Annotated in this window: 17 protein-coding genes and 1 pseudogene; 9 read left to right on the top strand and 9 right to left on the bottom strand. The window is 72.0% G+C overall.

All coding sequences use genetic code 11. The features are described from left to right. Positions 1–26: 26 nt before the first annotated feature. The 5 genes from STBA_RS12710 to STBA_RS12690 form a co-directional block, all read right to left on the bottom strand. Positions 27–965: a transporter substrate-binding domain-containing protein gene (locus STBA_RS12710; protein WP_077059356.1), complete on the bottom strand. Its 939-nt coding sequence runs from the start codon at positions 963–965 to the stop codon at positions 27–29. Next, on the bottom strand, positions 965–2290 hold the full coding sequence (locus tag STBA_RS12705) for a methylaspartate mutase (RefSeq protein WP_079251881.1): 1326 nt from the start codon (positions 2288–2290) through the stop codon (positions 965–967). Before STBA_RS12705 ends, STBA_RS12710 begins: the two co-directional genes overlap by 1 nt. 13 nt (positions 2291–2303) lie before the next feature. Continuing rightward, complete coding sequence (locus STBA_RS12700; protein WP_077059355.1) at positions 2304–2771, bottom strand: cobalamin-dependent protein; 468 nt, start codon at positions 2769–2771, stop codon at positions 2304–2306. 353 nt (positions 2772–3124) lie between these two features. Beyond that, a complete protein-coding gene (gene msrA, locus STBA_RS12695; RefSeq protein WP_077059354.1) occupies positions 3125–3781 on the bottom strand; it encodes a peptide-methionine (S)-S-oxide reductase MsrA in 657 nt (218 codons plus the stop codon). 20 nt (positions 3782–3801) lie between these two features. Then, on the bottom strand, positions 3802–4941 hold the full coding sequence (locus tag STBA_RS12690; RefSeq protein WP_077059353.1) for a hypothetical protein: 1140 nt from the start codon (positions 4939–4941) through the stop codon (positions 3802–3804). Positions 4942–5072: 131 nt separating this feature from the next. On the opposite strand from STBA_RS12690, the gene STBA_RS12685 reads away from it, so the two are divergent. Next, the gene (locus tag STBA_RS12685) at positions 5073–6227 is read left to right on the top strand and encodes a cystathionine gamma-synthase (RefSeq protein ID WP_077059352.1); all 1155 of its coding nucleotides are present in this window, start codon (positions 5073–5075) and stop codon (positions 6225–6227) included. 31 nt (positions 6228–6258) lie between these two features. Here the strand turns inward: STBA_RS12685 and STBA_RS12680 are convergent, their stop codons facing one another. After that, positions 6259–6777 carry a MarR family winged helix-turn-helix transcriptional regulator gene (locus STBA_RS12680; protein WP_077059351.1) on the bottom strand — a complete coding sequence of 173 codons (519 nt, stop codon included), beginning with the start codon at positions 6775–6777 and terminating at the stop codon, positions 6259–6261. Positions 6778–6930: 153 nt separating this feature from the next. Between STBA_RS12680 and ilvA the strand changes: the two genes are divergently transcribed. The 4 genes from ilvA (at position 6931) to STBA_RS12660 (ending at position 13659) form a co-directional block, all read left to right on the top strand. Then, a complete protein-coding gene (gene ilvA, locus STBA_RS12675) occupies positions 6931–8145 on the top strand; it encodes a threonine ammonia-lyase (RefSeq protein WP_077059350.1) in 1215 nt (404 codons plus the stop codon). A gap of 140 nt (positions 8146–8285) precedes the next feature. Next, a complete protein-coding gene (locus tag STBA_RS12670; protein ID WP_077059349.1) occupies positions 8286–9317 on the top strand; it encodes an ATP-binding cassette domain-containing protein in 1032 nt (343 codons plus the stop codon). Positions 9318–9391: 74 nt separating this feature from the next. After that, positions 9392–10186 (top strand): ABC transporter permease, encoded by a 795-nt coding sequence (locus tag STBA_RS12665; protein WP_079252393.1) that lies wholly within the window; start codon positions 9392–9394, stop codon positions 10184–10186. Between the two features lie 200 nt (positions 10187–10386). Continuing rightward, on the top strand, positions 10387–13659 hold the full coding sequence (locus tag STBA_RS12660) for a tetratricopeptide repeat protein (RefSeq protein WP_171987698.1): 3273 nt from the start codon (positions 10387–10389) through the stop codon (positions 13657–13659). A gap of 61 nt (positions 13660–13720) precedes the next feature. On the opposite strand, the gene STBA_RS12655 is transcribed toward STBA_RS12660, so the two are convergent. Together STBA_RS12655 and mca are read right to left on the bottom strand one after the other, a co-directional pair. Beyond that, complete coding sequence (locus STBA_RS12655) at positions 13721–13918, bottom strand: hypothetical protein (RefSeq protein ID WP_077059348.1); 198 nt, start codon at positions 13916–13918, stop codon at positions 13721–13723. A 4-nt stretch (positions 13919–13922) separates the two neighbouring features. Next, complete coding sequence (gene mca / locus STBA_RS12650; RefSeq protein WP_077059347.1) at positions 13923–14795, bottom strand: mycothiol conjugate amidase Mca; 873 nt, start codon at positions 14793–14795, stop codon at positions 13923–13925. Between the two features lie 148 nt (positions 14796–14943). On the opposite strand from mca, the gene STBA_RS12645 reads away from it, so the two are divergent. The 3 genes and pseudogenes from STBA_RS12645 to STBA_RS39465 all read left to right on the top strand — a co-directional run bounded on the left by STBA_RS12645 (position 14944) and on the right by STBA_RS39465 (position 16362). Beyond that, positions 14944–15366 (top strand): DUF4307 domain-containing protein, encoded by a 423-nt coding sequence (locus STBA_RS12645; protein WP_077059346.1) that lies wholly within the window; start codon positions 14944–14946, stop codon positions 15364–15366. A 163-nt stretch (positions 15367–15529) separates the two neighbouring features. Beyond that, entirely contained in the window at positions 15530–16030 is a 501-nt protein-coding gene (gene greA / locus STBA_RS12640; protein WP_077059345.1) for a transcription elongation factor GreA, read from the top strand. A gap of 25 nt (positions 16031–16055) precedes the next feature. Next, positions 16056–16362, top strand: a pseudogene (locus STBA_RS39465) (DUF255 domain-containing protein). A 309-nt stretch (positions 16363–16671) separates the two neighbouring features. On the opposite strand, the gene STBA_RS37760 reads toward STBA_RS39465, so the two are convergent. Next, on the bottom strand, positions 16672–16824 hold the full coding sequence (locus tag STBA_RS37760; protein ID WP_253194695.1) for a hypothetical protein: 153 nt from the start codon (positions 16822–16824) through the stop codon (positions 16672–16674). A 60-nt stretch (positions 16825–16884) separates the two neighbouring features. Here STBA_RS37760 and STBA_RS12630 point away from each other — a divergent pair, with 60 nt between their 5' ends. Further along, the gene (locus STBA_RS12630) at positions 16885–17040 is read left to right on the top strand and encodes a hypothetical protein (protein ID WP_216355923.1); all 156 of its coding nucleotides are present in this window, start codon (positions 16885–16887) and stop codon (positions 17038–17040) included. The last annotated feature ends 302 nt before the right edge of the window (positions 17041–17342 follow it).

The raw sequence follows: 17342 nt of genomic DNA, 5'->3' as shown, positions 1-17342 counted from the left end.
ATCGGCCGGCGCGAGCAGGTGGAACGTCAGTGCAGGGGCAGGGGGTAATGCAGACCTCCGTCGGCCCACGGGGCGTTCGGGCCGCGGCCGATGTCCAGGCCGGAAGCCGCGCCGAGGTTGCGGTCGTAGACGTCGCCGTAGGTGCCGACGGCGTCCAGTACGCGACGGGCCCAGTCCTCGTCCAGGCCCAGTGCCTGGCCGTGTTTGCCCGCCTGGTCGGCGGCGGCCTGCGCCGCCCGCGGCGAACCCTCCTCGCGGACGGCGTGTTCTGCGCCGATGAGGAACTGGAGCACCCACCGGCACACCCGGAACCAGGCCGGGTCGTCATCGCGGACGGCGAGTGCCATGGGCTCGCGGGAGATGGCGGCCTCCAGCACGGTATGGTCCGCCGGGCGGGGCAGCGTGGCACGGGCGCCGGCCAGCGCGATGCGGTCCAGGACGTACGCCGAGCACGCGCCGTCCGCATAGGCGGCCAGTGCCTCGGCGGGGGTGGCATAGGCAATGGGCTCGACCTGGAGCCCGCGCGCTCCGAACCAGGCCGCCAGATTGCTCGCGGTGGTGGTCCCTGCCTGTATGGCCACCCGCCGCCCGGCCAGTTGCTCGGGGCCGGATATCGCGTCCGTGGTCCTGACCAGGAAGCCCTCCCCGTCATAGCAGGTGATCCCGGCGAACAGAACGGGCTCGGCGGCCTCCCGTCCGAGCGTCCACGACAGGTTGCAGGTGGCCACGTCCGCCGCGCCCGAGACGAGCCGCGTCAGCCGCTCGGCCGGGTCGGTCGGCAGCCACTCCACGCCACCGGCGTCGCCGAGCACCGCCACGGCCACCGCGCGGGCGACATCCGCGTCGAGCCCGCTCCACGAGCCCTGCCCGTCCGGCAGGGACAGCCCGCGGATGCCCTGGCTGACCACCGCCCGGACCTTGCCGTGGGCACGCACCGCGTTCAGCGTGCTGGTCGTCCCGGTCATCACAGCAGCCCCCTCATCGCCGCGCCGACCAGCACCTCGCTGTCGAACCGGCGTTCGTTGTAGCCGAGCATGTCGAGCAGTGAGCGCGCCGTGACAGGACCGCGGCCGTATCCGCCCGAGGCGGTCACGGGCATCGCTCCCGGATCGGACCAGCGCAGCGTGCCCGCGGGGTCGATGGCCGCGCGCGACCGGTTGGCGTTGTCCTGGTGCAGGCAGTACGGCACATCCAGGTGCCCGCGGGCGAACGCGCCCACCAGCGCGGACCCGACGTCGTCGCCGAAGCTCAGCGTCGACGTGATCAGCGCGAGCGCCTCCTCGTAGATGCCGGTCCGCGGGACGGGCTGCCCGGCCGGTGCCTGGCTCCGCTCGTCCACCGCCACGGCGGCGGCGAACTCCAGGGCGTCCACGTTCTCCTCGATGGTCGGAATCCGGTACGCCTCCACCGCGGTCTTCACGATCAGCCGCTCGGTACCACTGCGGACCGCGAGACGGACGCTGTCCTCCAGCATCCGGTAGGCGCCCAGCGGCGTCCTGGGGAACACGCCCATGTATGTGTAGAGCACCACGTGCCAGTCGACGTCTCCCAGCAGTTCCGCGGCCAGCCGGCGCAGTGCGGCGAGCGCTTCGAGATCCTGCTCGGGGCTGGTCTGCTGCGCGTAGCTGACCGAGATGCTCCGCAGCCCGTGCTCGCGGAAGAACATGCCCTCCAGGATGCTGAGGGCGATCAGCAGGCTCGGCGGGCACAGCTGTCCCAGCATGCAGCCACCGAAGCTCTCCAGGTGTACCGTCCCCTCCTGGTCCGCCAGGACACGGCAGCACTCGGCCCAGGCCGCCGTCGCCTGCGGCAGTGGCACGCGGCTGTAGGGGAGGCAGTACGAGACCGGGCCGCCCTCGGTGGCGTCCGCGCCCACGCGGGCCAGCGCCGAGAACAAGTCCCGCGGAAGGGCGGAGCCGTGGCGGAACTGGACGGGGAAGTCCTCACCGGCCACTCCCCGAAGCAGTCGGCCCGTCTCCTCCATGCCGTGGGCCACGACCGGATATCCGTTCAGATCGTCGCCGCGCTCCAGGGCCCGCCGGGCGGAGTCATGGTCGTTGACCCGGGTATAGCTGTCGACGGTAACGGTGCCGACGGAGGCTCCGTGCACCGCCCGTACCGCCTCCAGGCCGCGCCGCATGGCCGCCGTGTCGGCGAAGCCCATCCGCGGCTGCACCACCAGGCGCCCCTGCTCGTGGCTGCGCCGGACGAAACGGGAGAACCGGCCACGTGCGGGCACGACGGGCGACTGTGCGGCCGCAGCGGGCGCGGCGGGCACCGCGCTGCTCATCACGCTGTTCATTTCAAACCCCCGTCCCCGTCACCGCGAGTTCACGGACGGAGCCCTCTTCAAGCGTGCCAAGAAAGTTATCGAATTCGGCGAGTCCTGCCTCCGCCTCGAATGCCGCGTCGAATCCCGCCGCTACCAGCTCGGCGCCGAACCGGGCATTTTCCGACCCCCGGATGCCGAGCTTTCCGCCGATGACGACGCGCACGTCGGCCAGTTCGGCATCGGACCGGATCTTCTCGATGAGCCGGAGCCCGTCCAGGTGGCCGTGGCCGTTCACGGTGCTCACCACCAGGGCGTCGGGGCGGTGTTTGCGGCACTCGGCAAGGATCAGGTCGTCCGGAACGCACGCTCCGAGGTTCACCACCTCGCCACCCCGCTCTTCCAGCAGCAACTGGAGGAAAACGAGGTTCCACATGTGGGCATCCGACGACACGCTGGTGACGATGAAACGCCTTGCAGATCTCTGGGATAGCTCGTTCATTACTTCCGTCCGAAGGTCGGAGAAGCTGACGAACTGAAATCTACGAGTGCGGGCAATTGCCAGTCCACGATCCGCTGGCGAACGAAATCGATGCTTGCATCAAGACTGTCGATAGGAGGGCGTGAACTTGCCTTCCACCAGCATCTTTCTCTCTCCGGCCATCGGCTCCCGGACGCCCGCGGCGTGGTACGCCCACCGGTCGGGCGAGGCCGGGCAGCGCTGGAAGAGGACGGCCGGCCCCTGCGCGTCCGGAAGACCGTCTACCCCGGCAACGGACGTTCAGTACCTACTCGCGGACGCCGCGCCCGCCGCGCCCGCCGCGCCCGCCGCGCCCGCCGGAGGCCGCCGGCCGCTCAGGCCCGCGCCACGCCGATCGGGCAGGCGAGGCCCGTGCCGCCGAGGCCGCAGTAGCCGGCCGGGTTCTTGTCCAGGTACTGCTGGTGGTAGCCCTCGGCCGGGTAGAAGGGGCGGGGGGCCGCGGGGAGGATCTCTGTGGTGATCTCGCCGTAGCCGGAGTCCGCGAGGACCTTCTGGTAGGCGGCCCTGGACTCCTCGGCCGCCGTCTGCTGGGCGTCGGAGTGGGTGTGGATCGCCGAGCGGTACTGGGTGCCGATGTCGTTGCCCTGGCGGAAGCCCTGGGTCGGGTCGTGCGACTCCCAGAAGACCTTCAGCAGGTCGGTGTAGCTGACCTTCGCCGGGTCGTGGACGACCCGCACCGCCTCGGTGTGGCCGGTCATGCCGGAGCACACCTCTTCGTACGTCGGGTTGGCCGTCGTGCCGCCCTGGTAGCCGACCAGGGTGGTCCAGACGCCCTCGGTCTGCCAGAAGCGCCGCTCGGCGCCCCAGAAGCAGCCGAGTGCGAAATCGGCCACCTCGAAGCCCTCCGGGTAGGGCCCCTGGAGGGCGGTGCCCAGGACGGTGTGCCGCTCCGGGACGGAGAACGGGAGCCGGTCCCGGCCGGGGAGTGCTTCCTCGCTGGTCGGGATGCGCGTCTTGAAGGCATGCAGCATGGTTATCGGTCTTCCTCTGCTCACTGTCGGGCGATGGCCATGGCGCGGTAGGCGGCGTACTGCCCGGCCGGGTTCTCGCCGTCCACCCAGGGGATCGCTCCTACATAACCGTCGATCGCCCGTACCTGTTCCGCCGCCTCCGGGTACCGCTCCGCGCGCACCAGGAAACACAGCAGCAGGTGGCGCACGTGCGGCTCCACCGGGTGACCGGCACGGACGCTGTTCACCGCGAACTGGGCCGCCTCGATCGCGTCCGAGACCACCGCGCCCTGGTACATCCCCTGCGAAAGCTGCACGTCGGGCAGGTGGTCGTAGACCGCGAACAGCGGCAGGGCCGCCAGCAGGCTGCCCTTGGGTGCGCCGGCCGCCGCGGACGTGGCGAACGCGTCGGCCTGCGCGCGGGAGCCGTGCCACTTCTCGGACAGGTAGGGCAGTGCGGCGAGGTGGGCGCCCATATGCGCGGGGTCACGCTGCGTGATGTTGCCCCACAGCGCCTCGAAGTCCGGCTTGCGGTAGCTGAGCCCGCGGGCGATGAACAGCTCCGTGATGTACGGGGCCGGGTCGTCCGGCGCCAGCCGGGCCGCCTCGGCGCAGACCGTGCGGGCCTCCTCCAGGATGATGCGGTGCTCGGCCGCGCCCGGGTCGGCCATGGCCTGCCACACCAGGAACTGCGCGTACACCTGCGCGCCGCCCGCGTCGTTCGGCTCCTCGGCGCGCCACGTGCGCAGCCAGCCCGCGTCCTTCCCGCCGGGCGGCTCGCCCGCGGAGCGCCAGGTGGCCAGCTCCATGGCCGCGGCGCCGGCCAGCGACTGCACGCGCTGCCAGCGCTGCTCGCTGTCGTCGGTGAGGGCGAGAAGCTGGCCCACGGGCCGCCAGCCCTGGGTGCGCTGCGCCTCGTCGAGGGCCGTGACCAGCTCCTCGTCGGGCCCTGGCAGGCGCACGTCGAGCTGCTCGACGGGAACGAGCCCGGTGGCGGCGGCCGGGTCGCCGTCCTTGGCCAGCGAGAGGGGGTCGCGGGTCCGGCCCGGCGGGCCGGTCTGCGCCTCGGCCGCCGCCGCGGTGCGTTCGAACTCCTGGCGCTCCCTGCGCCGGCGCAGCATGGGCATGATGACGACACCGAAGACGGTGACCAGGACGATCAGCAGCAACAAGGCTTCCATGGCGGCGCGGCTCCCCCTCGTTCGGCGTGTGTGGTGCATAGCGGCCCGGCGTGTGTGAACACCTTATGCCGGGTGCGGTGGCGAGCCGGATACGGCAGTGACTCCACCGTACGGCGCACTACCGTGGAGTCATGAACGAGCAGCGTTTGCGGCGCCACTTCGAGACCGCCGCCATCCACGCCGGGCAGGAGCCCGACGCGGTCACCGGGGCGGTGGTCCCGCCCATTCATCAGTCCTCGACGTTCAAGCAGGACGGCGTCGGGGGGCTGCGCGGCGGTTACGAGTACAGCCGGTCCGCGAACCCGACCCGTACCGCCCTTGAGGAGAATCTGGCGGCGATCGAGGGCGGGGTGCGGGCGCTGGCGTTCGCCTCGGGCCTTGCCGCGGAGGACTGCCTGCTGCGCACGGTGCTGAAGCCGGGGGACCATCTGCTGATCCCGAACGACGCCTACGGCGGCACGTTCCGGCTCGTGGCCAAGGTCGTCGAGCGCTGGGGCGTGGAGTGGTCGGTGGCGGACACCACGGACCCGGCGTCGGTGCGGGCCGCGCTGCGGCCGGAGACGAAGCTGGTGTGGGTGGAGACCCCGTCCAACCCGCTGCTGGGCATCACGGACATCGCCGTGGTGGCGGACCTCGCCAGGACGGCGGGGGCGCGACTGGTCGTCGACAACACGTTCGCCAGCCCGTACCTCCAGCAGCCGCTGGCGCTGGGCGCCGATGTGGTGGTGTATTCCACGACCAAGTACCTGGGCGGGCACTCCGACGTGGTGGGCGGCGCGCTGGTCACGTCGGACACGGGGCTGGGCGAGGAACTGGCGTTCCACCAGAACGCGATGGGTGCCATCGCGGGTCCGTTCGACTCGTGGCTGGTGATGCGCGGCATCAAGACGCTGGCCGTGCGGATGGACCGGCACGGGCAGAACGCGGGGCGGATCGCGGAGGCCCTGACGGTGCACCCGAAGGTGCTCCAGGTGTACTACCCGGGCCTGCCCGCGCATCCGGGGCACGAGACGGCCGCGAAGCAGATGCGCGGCTTCGGCGGGATGGTGTCGTTCCGGGTGGCGGGCGGCGAGGCGGCGGCGGTCGAGGTGTGCAACCGGACGCGGCTGTTCACGCTGGCCGAGTCCCTGGGCGGCGTCGAGTCGCTGATCGAGCACCCCGGCCGCATGACGCACGCCTCGGTGGCGGGCTCCGCGCTCGAGGTGCCAGGCGATCTGGTGCGGCTCTCGGTCGGTATCGAGGCCGTGGACGACCTCCTGGACGACCTCACCCGGGCTCTCGGCTGAAAGGCGCGGACCGGCCGGTCTCGGGACCGGCCTACGTGCCGCTCCCGGGACCGGTCTCGGGACCGGTCTCCGCCCCGGCGGCCTGGAGCCGCGTGACGGATGCATTGAAGCGAGTGAGGAGCGTGCGGAAGGCTGCGCGCTCCTCCCCGGTCCAGTCCGCGGTGAGCACGGCGATCAGCCGGCGGCGCGAGGAGCGCACCTCGGCGAGGCGGTCGGCGCCGGGCGGCGAGAGGGCCAGGACCACGGCACGGCCGTCCGCCGGGTCCGCGGTGCGGTGGACGAGGCCCGCGTCGACCAGCGGGGCGACCTGCCGCGTGACCGTCGAGGAGTCGATGCCGAGCCGGGCGGCCAGGGCCTTGACCCCGGCGGGTCCGTCCTGGTCGAGCCTGCTGAGCAGCAGGTAGGCCGCGCGGTCCATCGAGTCGCGCGCCGCGCCGAGCCCGCCGAGGCGGGTCTGCTCGGCGCGCCGCGCGAAGAGGGCCACCTCGTGCTGGAGTGCGTCGAGCACCGTGACGTCGGGCAGGTGGTCTGTCGTCGATTCGGGCGTCATGTCCTGGGGTGGGTCGGCGGAACCGGAGTAGGTCGGGGGTTGGCACAGCGTACGCCGCCCGGCGGGCCCGCGAATGCCCAATGGCCAATCCGGCGGCGGCGGTCGGAGTGCACCGGCCGGGCCCGTGCCGCGGGCGCCTGCGAGACTTGCGGCATGTCCGCTCCCCACCGGCCCGGCCTGGCCGACGTGCTCGCCGCCCAGAAGACGCTCACCGGCATCACGCGCGTGACGGCGCTGGAGGGCAGCCGTCATCTAGGCCGGCTGATCGGCGCCCCCGTCCGGCTCAAATGCGAAAACCTCCAGCGGACCGGCTCGTTCAAGCTCCGCGGCGCGTACACCAGGATCGCGGGCCTCGACGCGGCCGAGCGCGCCCGCGGCGTGGTCGCGGCGAGCGCGGGGAACCACGCGCAGGGCGTGGCGCTCGCCGCGGAGCTGCTGGGCGTGCGCTCGACGGTGTTCATGCCCGTGGGCGCGCCGCTGCCGAAGGTGGCGGCGACCCGGGAGTACGGCGCCGAGGTGCGGCCGCACGGGCAGGTGGTGGACGAGACGCTGGCCGCGGCGCAGGAGTACGCCGAGACGACGGGGGCGGTGCTCATCCACCCCTTCGACCACCCGGACGTGGTGGCCGGCCAGGGCACGCTCGGCCTGGAGATCCTGGAGCAGTGCCCCGAGGTACGCACCATCGTGGTGGGCGTCGGCGGCGGCGGCCTCGCGGCCGGGGTGGCGCTCGCGGTGAAGTCGCTGCGGCCCGACGTGCGGATCGTCGGGGTGCAGGCGGAGGGCTCGGCGGCCTACCCGCCCTCGCTGGCGGCGGGGCGGCCGGTGGCGCTGCCCGAGGTGTCGACGATGGCGGACGGGATGAAGGTCGGCAGGCCGGGCGACGTGCCGTTCCGGATCATCGCCGACCTGGTGGACGAGGTGCGCACCGTCTCGGAGGACGCGCTCTCCCGCGCGCTGCTGCTGTGCCTCGAACGGGCCAAGCTGGTCGTGGAGCCCGCGGGTGCCAGCCCGGTGGCGGCGCTGCTGAGCGATCCCGGGGCGTTCACCGGTCCGGTGGTCGCCGTGCTGTCGGGCGGGAACGTCGACCCGGTGGTCCTCGACCGCAGCCTGCGGCACGGGATGGCGGCGGCGGGGCGCTACCTGTCGCTGCGGCTGCGCGTGCCGGACCGGCCGGGGGTGCTGGCGGCGCTGCTCGGGGAATTGTCAGTGGCCGACGCTAACGTGCTAGCCGTCAATCACGTCAGGACCGATCCGGGTCTCGGCGTGAGCGAGGCGGAGGTCGAGCTTCAGCTGGAGACCCAGGGGCCGAGGCACTGCGCGGAGGTGACGGAGGGCCTGCGGCGTGCGGGGCACCGCATCCTCGGCTGACGGCGGGCGAGCGGTCCGGCGGCGGGCGCCGGCCTCCCGCGCAATAAATCACTAACGCGATACATCGCGTTAGCCTACACTGGCGGCCCCGCCTCTCGCGGGTCACGCTGAAACCCTGCCATTCCACACTGGGAGACCACATGCCAGGCGCCATCTACGCCGAAGGTCTGGTGAAGACCTTTGGCGATGTCAGGGCACTGGACGGCGTCGACATCGACGTTCCTGAGGGCACCGTGCTCGGCCTGCTCGGGCCGAACGGCGCGGGGAAGACCACTACCGTGCGCGTCCTGACCACGCTCATGCAGCCCGACAGCGGCCGTGCGGAGGTCGCGGGACTCGACGTCCTCAAGTATCCGAACGAGGTGCGCCGTTCCATAGGTCTGTCCGGCCAGTTCGCCGCCGTCGACGAGTACCTGACCGGCCGGGAAAACCTTCAGATGGTGGGCCAGCTCTACCAGCTGTCGAGCCGGGACGCGAAGCGGCGGGCCGCGGAGCTGCTGGAGCGGTTCAACCTGGCGGAGGCCGCCGACCGCACCGCGAAGACCTACTCCGGCGGCATGCGCCGCCGGCTCGACCTGGCCGCCGCGCTGGTCGTCAGCCCGCCCGTGATGTTCATGGACGAGCCGACCACCGGTCTCGACCCGCGGAACAGGCAGCAGTTGTGGGAGGTCATCCAGGAGCTGGTGGCGGGCGGCACGACGCTGCTGCTGACCACGCAGTACCTGGAGGAGGCCGACCACCTCGCCGACACGATCGCCGTCGTGGACCACGGCAAGGTCATCGCCCGCGGCACCTCCGACCAGCTGAAGGACCAGACGGGCGGCGACGTGGTCGAGGTCGTCGTGCACGACCGCGAGCACATCGGCACGGCGGAGGAGGTGCTGCGGCGCCTCGGGGACGGCGAGACGACGCTCGTGGAGCACACCAGGAAGCTGAGCGTTCCCGCGGCGGGCGGCGCCAAGCTGCTGGCCGAGGTCATCCGCGAGCTGGACAGCCACGGCATCGAGATCGACGACATCGGCCTGCGCCGCCCGACGCTCGACGACGTCTTCATCTCGCTGACCGGCCACGCCACCGAGGAGGCGGCACCGGCCGGCACGGCGGGCGGCACCGACACGACGGGCGGGGCCGCGGCGTCCGCCGCCCCGGCGAAGAATGAGGAGACCCAGTGAGTATCACCGCGCAAGGCACCGCGCCGAGGCGGGCGCCGCAGCCGAGCGGCGAACGGATCACGTTCGCCCAGAGCATGCGGGACTCCCTGGTCGTGGCGAAGCGGAACCTGCTGCGGATGCTGCGCATTCCCGAGGTCGTGATTTTCGGCCTCATCCAGCCGATCATGTTCGTGGTGCTGTTCTCGTACATCTTCGGCGGCTCGATCAACATTCCGGGTGCGGGGCTCGACGCGGGCGCCTACCGGGAGTTCCTGATGGGCGGCATCTTCGCGCAGACGGTCACGTTCGCGACCGCGGGCGCGAGCGCCGGTATCGCGGAGGACATGCAGAAGGGCATCATCGACCGGTTCCGTTCGCTGCCCATGGCGCGCGGTGCGGTCCTCACGGGGCGCACGTTCGCGGACCTGGCGCAGACCGCGGTGATCCTGCTGGTCTTGGCCATCGTCGCCTTCCTCGTCGGGTGGCGGATCAACGACGGCGTGCTGAACGCGCTGGCCGCCTTCGGCCTGCTGCTCCTCTTCGGGTACGCGTTCACGTGGATCGGCGCGCTCATCGGCCTTTCGGTGCGTTCGCCGGAGGCGGCCACCTCCGGCGGCCTGGTGTGGCTGTTCCCGCTGACCTTCATCTCCGTGGCGTTCGTCCCCTCGGAGAACATGCCTGGTTGGCTCCAGCCCGTCGCCGAGTGGAATCCGTTCAGTGCCATCGTCCTCGCCGTGCGCGAGCTGTTCGGCAATCTGCCGCCGGGCTACCAGGCGCCCGACGCCTGGCCCATGCAGCACCCGGCGCTGGCCTCCGCGCTCTGCTCGGTGGCCATCATCGCGCTCTTCCGCACGCTCGCCGTCCGGAAGTACAAGCGCGCCACCGGCTGAGCACGGGCGCGCCCGCGGGACGCCCGCGGGACGGCCGAGCCGCGCGAGGCCCCCGTTCGATTGCTGTGCGATCGAACGGGGGCCCCGTTGTTCCCTCTTCCGTTCCGAGTATGCGTCCAGCATGCAACGATCTGACCGAATCCAGCGTGATACAGGACGGGTTGGGCATGCGTTCGGACGACTGACGGGGAGGCAGGCCGATGCGGCAGACACAGACCGTGCTGAGCGAACGACACCGGGCAGAAGCCGACCGGCTGCTGGTGCGCGCGGTGGAGGAGGAGGTGCGCCGTTCCGAGGGGCGCATCGACGGCGCCCAGTTGCTGCAACGCGCTCGGGGGGAGCTGGCGGAGATCGTGCGCCCCGCGCACGAGGAGTACGCGGCGTACGCCCAGGCCGAGGCGGACAGCGCGCCCGGCCGGCTGGCCGACCGGTTCACGCCGCGCGCCGTCGGCGGCCTCGCCGGGGCGGCGGGCGCCGCCGCGCTCGCGACCGTCCTGCTCGTGGGCAGCATCGACGTGTCCGCCGCGACGGCGTTCACCGATGCCGCCATCGTCGCCGCCGCCGCGCTCCTCGGCTTCGCCGCACAGGCCGTCGTGGCCCACCTGTGGTCCGCGGAACGCACCGCGGGGAGCCGTCACCAGCCCGGCGGCGTCGAGCAGTTGCGGCTGGCCTGGCGCTCCGCGGTCGAGGTGCGCGGCATCCGCCCGTACCTGGAGCAGCAGCGGGTCGTCGCGCCCCGCCGCGATCCGCTGCGGGACAAGCGCGAGAGCCGCCCGCAGCAGCGGGTCGGGAACAAGAGCGGTGCGGCCCGCGCCCGCGCCGTGCTGGCACGTTCCTTCGACCGCCTGCCCGATCCGGGGCACCCGTTCATCGGGCGCCGCAGCCAGCTCACGCAGATCACCCAGTGGGTCAACCGCGACCGCGCCAGAACCGAGACGCGGCCCACGGTCGTGGTCGTGCACGGCCCGTCCGGCTCCGGCCGCACCATGCTGGCCCGGTGGGCGGCCCACGAGCTGCGCGAGCTCTTCCGCGGCGCCTGCCTGGTGGACCTGCGCGGCCAGAGCGAGGACCCGCTGCGCACCCGGGACGCGCTGCTGCACCTGATGAACCGCCTCGGCGCGCCCCGCGAACAGCTGCTGTTCCGCGAGAACAGCGGGCAGGACACCGACGGGGCGCAGCTGCGCCGGCTCGCCGAGCGCTATCACCGGCATCTCGCCGAACTGCCCGTCGTCATCATCCTCGACGACGCCACCGACGCGGACCAGGTCCGCACCCTCGTGCCCGTGCGCTCCGCCTCGCTGATCCTGGTCACCGCGGCCGAGCCGCTCGCCCTCGACCCCGAACTGCCCGCGTCCGTCCACCACATGACGCTCGGCCCGCTGGAGACGGCGGCGTCGGAGGAGCTGCTGCGAGCCTCGGTGACCGACGGGGCCACGATCGACCAGGGCCCTTACGACGAGGCGGCGTGGCGGCGCGTCACCGAACTGTGCGACGGCCGCCCGCTGCTGCTGCGGATGGCGGGTTCGGCCCTGGACGAGCGCGACCCGGCCAGGCTCGCCGAGGACCTGGCCGCCTACGGGGACGTGGGCGCCGGACTCGACGCGCCCGAGCGTGTCATGCGCATGCGGTATGCCGACCAGCCGGAGATCGCCCGCAGACTGCTGCGCCGCCTGGCGCTGGCCGGCCGCGCCAGCCTCGGCGCGCGCGCCGCCGCCGCGCTGCTCGGCGTCGGCCAGCAGGAAGCGGCGCGCCAGCTGGAGGAGCTGACCCGCACCGGGCTGCTGCGCAACGTCCGCGGCAACCGCTACCGCCTGCACGACCTGGTGCGCCGCTTCGCCCGCGCCCGGCTGTTCGACGAGGAGAGCGACGGCGAGCGTTCCGCCGCGCAGGAACGGCTGATCCGCAGCTACGCGGAGCTGGCCGACACGGTGATCCGGCTGGTGGACGGCAAGACCTCCACGCGCGCCGACCTGCTGCCCGCCGCGGCGGGCGGGCACGGCTTCGCCTCCCTGGACGCGGCGCTGCGCTGGCTGGACGACGAGACCAGCTTCATCACCGCCACCCTCAGGCACGCCGACGAACGCGTCGACCGCCAGGCCGTTTCGCACCTGCTCGGCGCGCTGTGCGACTACTGCCTGCTGCGCGGCGACCTCTACCGCCTCGGCGAGCTGAACGAGCTGACGCAGGCCGTCAACCAGGGCCTGCTGACCCGCTCCGTGCAGTGGCGCACCGGCGTCGCCGCCCGGCAGCTCGGCGATCTCGACAAGGCGCGCTCCACGCTCAGCTCCGTCGTCACCCTCTACCAGCGCGCGCAGCACGAGGCGGGCACCGCCCGCGCCCTGCGCGACCTGGGCATCACGCTCCAGCACCAGGGGCAGCTCACCGAGGCGGGCGACCGGCTGCGCGAGGCGCTCGCGCTCCAGGACGGCCAGGTCCTGGACGGCGACCGCGCCTGGACGCTGCACGCGCTGGCCGCGGTCGAGCGCGAACAGGGCCGGATCGTCGCCGCCCGCGGCATGCTGGGCGAGGCGCTGCGGCTCCACCAGGGCAGCGGCAGCGTGCACGGCGAGGCGTGGACACGGTTCCAGCTGGGCCAGACCCTGCTGTGCGCAGGCGAGATCCCGGCCGCGGAGCGGGAACTGCGGCTCGCCCTCGACCTGTACGAGCGGTCGAGGGACGTCCGCGGCGTTGCCTGGGCGATGACGGAGCTGGGCCAGGCGCGGGTGCACGCGGGGGACGCGACGGCCGCGCAGGAACAGTTGGAGACCGCGCTGGCCAGGCACCGGGAGACGGAGGACGCGCGCGGCGAGGCGTGGACGCTGTACGACCTCGGCCAGGCGCTGGAGGAGGCGGGCGACACCGCGGGCGCGGTGCGCACGATGGAGCGGGCCCGGACCATGTTCAGCCGGATGCGGGACCTCTACGGCCTGGCCTCCGCGCGCCACCACTCGGCGCGCATCACCCGCGACATGCGGGCGGAGGCCACCGGATCGCTGCGCAACAGCGGCTTCGCCCGGCAGCTGCTGACCGACGCGCGCCGCGACTTCCGGCGGGCCGGCGTCGGCCACGGCGAGGCGTGGTCCTGCGTGGAACTCGCGGTCATCGAGGCGGGCAACGAACGCCTCGGGCCGGCCCTCCAACTGGCCGACGAGGCCCTGAGCCTGTTCACGGCGGGCTGGGGCGAGGGGGCGGACGCCCGCGGCGCGGACTGGGCGCAGCTGCTGCGCTGCACGCTGCTGCCGCTGGCCTCACCCGGCGGCTCGGACGTCGGCCAGGCGGTCGCCCAGGAGGAGCTGGCGCAATTGCTGCGCGAGCCGCACTCCAGGCGCGACCCCCGGCTGACGGACGCCGCGCACGCGTACGCCCTGATGCTGGAGCGCGGCCAGGGCCCTGAGTCGGGCTGGCCCGCCTGGCGTCTCGGCATGGTGCCAGGACGCGCCGCCCGGGACGTGATCGGCGCCCCGATCACCTGACCCGGGGCCCCGGACCCTCCCGTACGGGCGGGTCCGGAGGTGATCGTTGCCAGGACAGGGTCTAGGAACGGGAGGGCTGCCGCTCTGCGTCGGCGCTGCCCTTCTGCTCCGTGAAATCGACCTTTCCCAGGTGTTTGCTCATGGACTTCAACAATATCCAGACGCCCACGCCCAGGATCGCGAAGACGATGAAGCCCAGTACACCGGGCGTCACCGTGTACTCGTTCAGCTCCTCGGCGAGGGGCAGCAACTCACTCATGCGTTCAATTCTCCCGGATACCCGCGAAGAGGTCGGACTCGGGTAGAGAAGTGTCCACCCGCGAGCGGGCCAGCTCGTAGTCCTCGGTCGGCCAGATTTCCTGCTGGAGGTCGAGCGGCACCCGGAACCAGCCGCCGTCCGGGTCGATCTGCGTGGCGTGCGCGATCAGCGCCTTGTCGCGGATCGCGAAGAACTCCGCGCACGGGACCCGCGTGGTCAGCTGCCGCTCGGGCCGGTCCGCGTCGTCCCAGCGCTCCAGCCACTCCGCGTACGGCGACTCCATGCCGCGGGCGAGCATCGCCTCGTGCAGGGCGAGCGTGCGCGGCCGGTTGAACCCCTGGTTGTAGTACAGCTTCAGCGGCTGCCACGGCTCGCCGGCCCCGGGGAAGCGGTCCGGGTCCCCCGCGGCCTCGAACGCGGCGACCGACACCTTGTGGGTCATGATGTGGTCCGGGTGCGGATACCCGCCGTTCTCGTCGTACGTGGTCATCACGTGCGGCCGGAAGGAACGGACCAGGCGCACCAGCGGCTCGGTGGCCGCGTCCAGCTCCTGGAGGGCGAAGCACCCCTCGGGCAGCGGCGGCAGCGGGTCGCCCTCGGGCAGCCCGGAGTCGACGAAGCCGAGCCACTCCTGCTTCACGCCCAGGATCTCCCTGGCCTCGGCCATCTCCCGGGCGCGCACCTCGTGGATGTGCTCCTCGATGTAGGGGTCGCCCTGAAGCTTCGGGTTCAGGATGGAGCCGCGCTCCCCGCCGGTGCACGTGGCGACCAGTACGTCCACGCCCTCGGACACATATCTCGCCATGGTCGCGGCGCCCTTGCTGGACTCGTCGTCCGGGTGGGCATGCACGGCCATGAGTCGCAGCTGCTCGGTCAACGCAGATTCCTCGTCGTCTGGTCGGTGGTCGGGGTCCGGCTCACGCCTTCTATAGTGACTGATGGACCGGCCGGGCTATTCCGGATTTCCCACCGCCCGCCGACCGCCGTCCACCGCAAGGACCGTCTCACCACGAGGACCGACCGTCATGGCTGATGTGCGCGCAATGGCTCCCGAGGGCCGGTACGGCCGCTCCGGCGCCGCCGACGCCCGCACCGACCGGCGGTTGAAGATCATCGGTCTGGTGCTCGGCGTCCTGCTGCTCGGCTTCGTGGCCTGGGCGGGGGTGTCCTACATCGGCGAGCAGAAGGTGTCGGGGGAGCTGACCGGCTTCCAGGTCGTCTCCGACGAGCAGATCGATGTGAACCTTGCGGTGCGCAAGCCCGCGGACACCGACGGCGTCTGTACGGTGCGCGCGCAGGCGGAGGACGGCCTTGAGGTGGGGCGCGCGGACTTCAGGTTCGACGAGAACGGCGACAGTGCGCACCGCACGGTCACGCTCCGCACCACGGGCCGGGCCACCGCCGCGGAGCTGATGGGCTGCTCACAGGCCCGGGCCGACGCAGGCTAGGGGCCGCAGTGTTTGCCCCCGGCAGCGGAGGGTAATCCTTCCGCACATCGACCGGCGTTGTTAGAGTCGATATTTCGATCGATGTATCGCCCGCCCAGGAGCGCAGATGTCCGGGACGGGCCTTCCTTTTTATCCCCTCCCTATTCACCCCGAAGGAGCACCTGTGACGCAGACCAGCGACACTGTCACCTGGCTGACCCAGGAGGCGTATGACCAGCTCAAGGCGGAGCTGGATCACCTGTCGGGTCCCGCTCGCATCGAGATCGCCAAGAAGATCGAGCAGGCGCGCGAGGAGGGGGACCTGAAGGAGAACGCCGGGTACCACGCGGCCAAGGAGGAGCAGGGGAAGATGGAGGCGCGCGTGCGCCAGCTGACCCAGCTGCTGGAGAGTGCGCAGGTCGGTGAGGCCCCCGCGGACACCGGGGTGGTGGCGCCCGGCATGGTGGTGACGATCGCCTTCGACGGCGACCCGGACGACACGATGACCTTCCTCCTGGCCTCCAGGGAGTTCGCGACGTCCGACATCGAGACGTACTCCCCGCAGTCGCCGCTGGGCAGCGGCGTGAACGGCAAGAAGGTCGGCGACGACGCGGAGTACCAGCTGCCCAACGGGAGCACCGCGCACGTGAAGGTCCTGGAGGCCAAGCCCTACCAGGCGGGCTGAGCCCGCCGCGAGGCAGACCGGTCCCATGGCGAATCGACTCGCCGCCGAGACCTCGCCCTACCTGCTCCAGCACGCCGACAACCCGGTCGCGTGGTGGCCGTGGTGCGGAAGCCTTCGAGGAGGCGCGGCGGCGGGACGTACCGGTACTGCTGAGCGTGGGGTACGCCAGCTGCCACCGGTGCCGGTGGGCGCACCCAACCAGTTGGCTCCGACCTGCCGCGTTTCCAAGGGAAACCGGTGTGGGCGCGTACGGTGAGAAGCCGGCCGGGACCAGTGGACGCCGCGCTGGCGCGACCGGCTTCACCGCATCCGGCCGCGTGCGGACCGCATAGCCGTTGAGCGCGCCTCGTGGTCCGCTGGGAGCGGTGGGTCGAGCGCCACGACGCCACAGCTCGTCGGCCCACAGCTTCAGCACCGTCGCGGCCAGGCTCCCACCGTGACGGCGTCACACGTTCCTGGGCGACTTGGGGCCGAGGCTCGATTCCTCATCGGCACCAGTTCGAGAATGCCGACCACCTCGTGCTCCGTCTTGGTACGCAGAAGTGCGGTAGCCCGCCCGCAGCAGAGAGGGCTACCGCACGACGCTGGCTCCGAGGCAGACCCCGGTGAGCGGTGCTGGTCTTCCGGAGAACGGCCCCGGCTCAGCCGATATCGACGGAGGGCAGGGCGAACCCGTCGTTGGGCCGGCCCGCGAGGAGGGCGGCCAGCCCGCCGCTGAGCGCGTACGTCGTCCCGTCAGGACCGGCGGTCACGTCGCTGGTGACGGGGTCCTCGACGGTGTCGGTGACACTCACCCCTGGCCGAAGGGGTTGCTTGCCGTGACACTCGCCGTGAGCGCGCAGCGCAATGCCCGCATGACATCGGCACCGCCGGTCATCGGCAAGACCATCGTCAGGATCGTCAAGGCGCGGCGCCCGCGCACTCGCTACCGCGTCGGCTTCGGGGCCGTCCCCACGGGCGGCCCGCCGCACCGGTCGCCCGTCCTGCCGGGGTTCGAAGAACGCTTCTGATCTGCGACAGCGCCTGAGTTTCCGCAATCCCGCCGCACGCGGGGAGAGCCCTGAACACCATTACTGTCATAAATCTTGTCAACTTCGTCACGGGTGCCCTACGCTTTCTTCGCTGTAGAAAGCGCTTTCTCTCTCAAGTGATTCGCACCGGCCAGAGCGTCTATCGCGGTGCCCGCCGCAGGACGTGTACGAGCCGCCGCCGGTTCGGAGCAGGCCACAGGGTGTCGCCGCCGTAGAGCGCGTGCCGTGATCAAGCCGCGTCGGGTGGCAACGGCGACGCCTTTTCTCAGTAGGCAGCACGC

Origin of the sequence: Streptomyces sp. MP131-18 (genome assembly GCF_001984575.1) — a bacterium.
GTDB lineage: Bacteria > Actinomycetota > Actinomycetes > Streptomycetales > Streptomycetaceae > Streptomyces > Streptomyces johnsoniae.
This window is presented reverse-complemented; position numbering and strand designations above follow the sequence as displayed.

Bases quoted from the DNA above. Each gene is read 5' to 3' on its own strand.
- STBA_RS12680 (WP_077059351.1), bottom strand. From the start codon at position 6,777: ATGACGCCCGAATCGACGACAGACCACCTGCCCGACGTCACGGTGCTC.
- STBA_RS12700 (WP_077059355.1), bottom strand. From the start codon at position 2,771: ATGAACGAGCTATCCCAGAGATCTGCAAGGCGTTTCATCGTCACCAGC.
- STBA_RS12685 (WP_077059352.1), top strand. From the start codon at position 5,073: ATGAACGAGCAGCGTTTGCGGCGCCACTTCGAGACCGCCGCCATCCAC.
- STBA_RS12655 (WP_077059348.1), bottom strand. From the start codon at position 13,918: ATGAGTGAGTTGCTGCCCCTCGCCGAGGAGCTGAACGAGTACACGGTG.
- STBA_RS12705 (WP_079251881.1), bottom strand. From the start codon at position 2,290: ATGAGCAGCGCGGTGCCCGCCGCGCCCGCTGCGGCCGCACAGTCGCCC.
- STBA_RS12630 (WP_216355923.1), top strand. From the start codon at position 16,885: ATGACATCGGCACCGCCGGTCATCGGCAAGACCATCGTCAGGATCGTC.
- STBA_RS12660 (WP_171987698.1), top strand. From the start codon at position 10,387: ATGCGGCAGACACAGACCGTGCTGAGCGAACGACACCGGGCAGAAGCC.
- msrA (WP_077059354.1), bottom strand. From the start codon at position 3,781: ATGCTGCATGCCTTCAAGACGCGCATCCCGACCAGCGAGGAAGCACTC.
- STBA_RS12710 (WP_077059356.1), bottom strand. From the start codon at position 965: ATGACCGGGACGACCAGCACGCTGAACGCGGTGCGTGCCCACGGCAAG.
- ilvA (WP_077059350.1), top strand. From the start codon at position 6,931: ATGTCCGCTCCCCACCGGCCCGGCCTGGCCGACGTGCTCGCCGCCCAG.
- STBA_RS12670 (WP_077059349.1), top strand. From the start codon at position 8,286: ATGCCAGGCGCCATCTACGCCGAAGGTCTGGTGAAGACCTTTGGCGAT.
- STBA_RS12690 (WP_077059353.1), bottom strand. From the start codon at position 4,941: ATGGAAGCCTTGTTGCTGCTGATCGTCCTGGTCACCGTCTTCGGTGTC.
- STBA_RS12645 (WP_077059346.1), top strand. From the start codon at position 14,944: ATGGCTGATGTGCGCGCAATGGCTCCCGAGGGCCGGTACGGCCGCTCC.
- STBA_RS12665 (WP_079252393.1), top strand. From the start codon at position 9,392: ATGCGGGACTCCCTGGTCGTGGCGAAGCGGAACCTGCTGCGGATGCTG.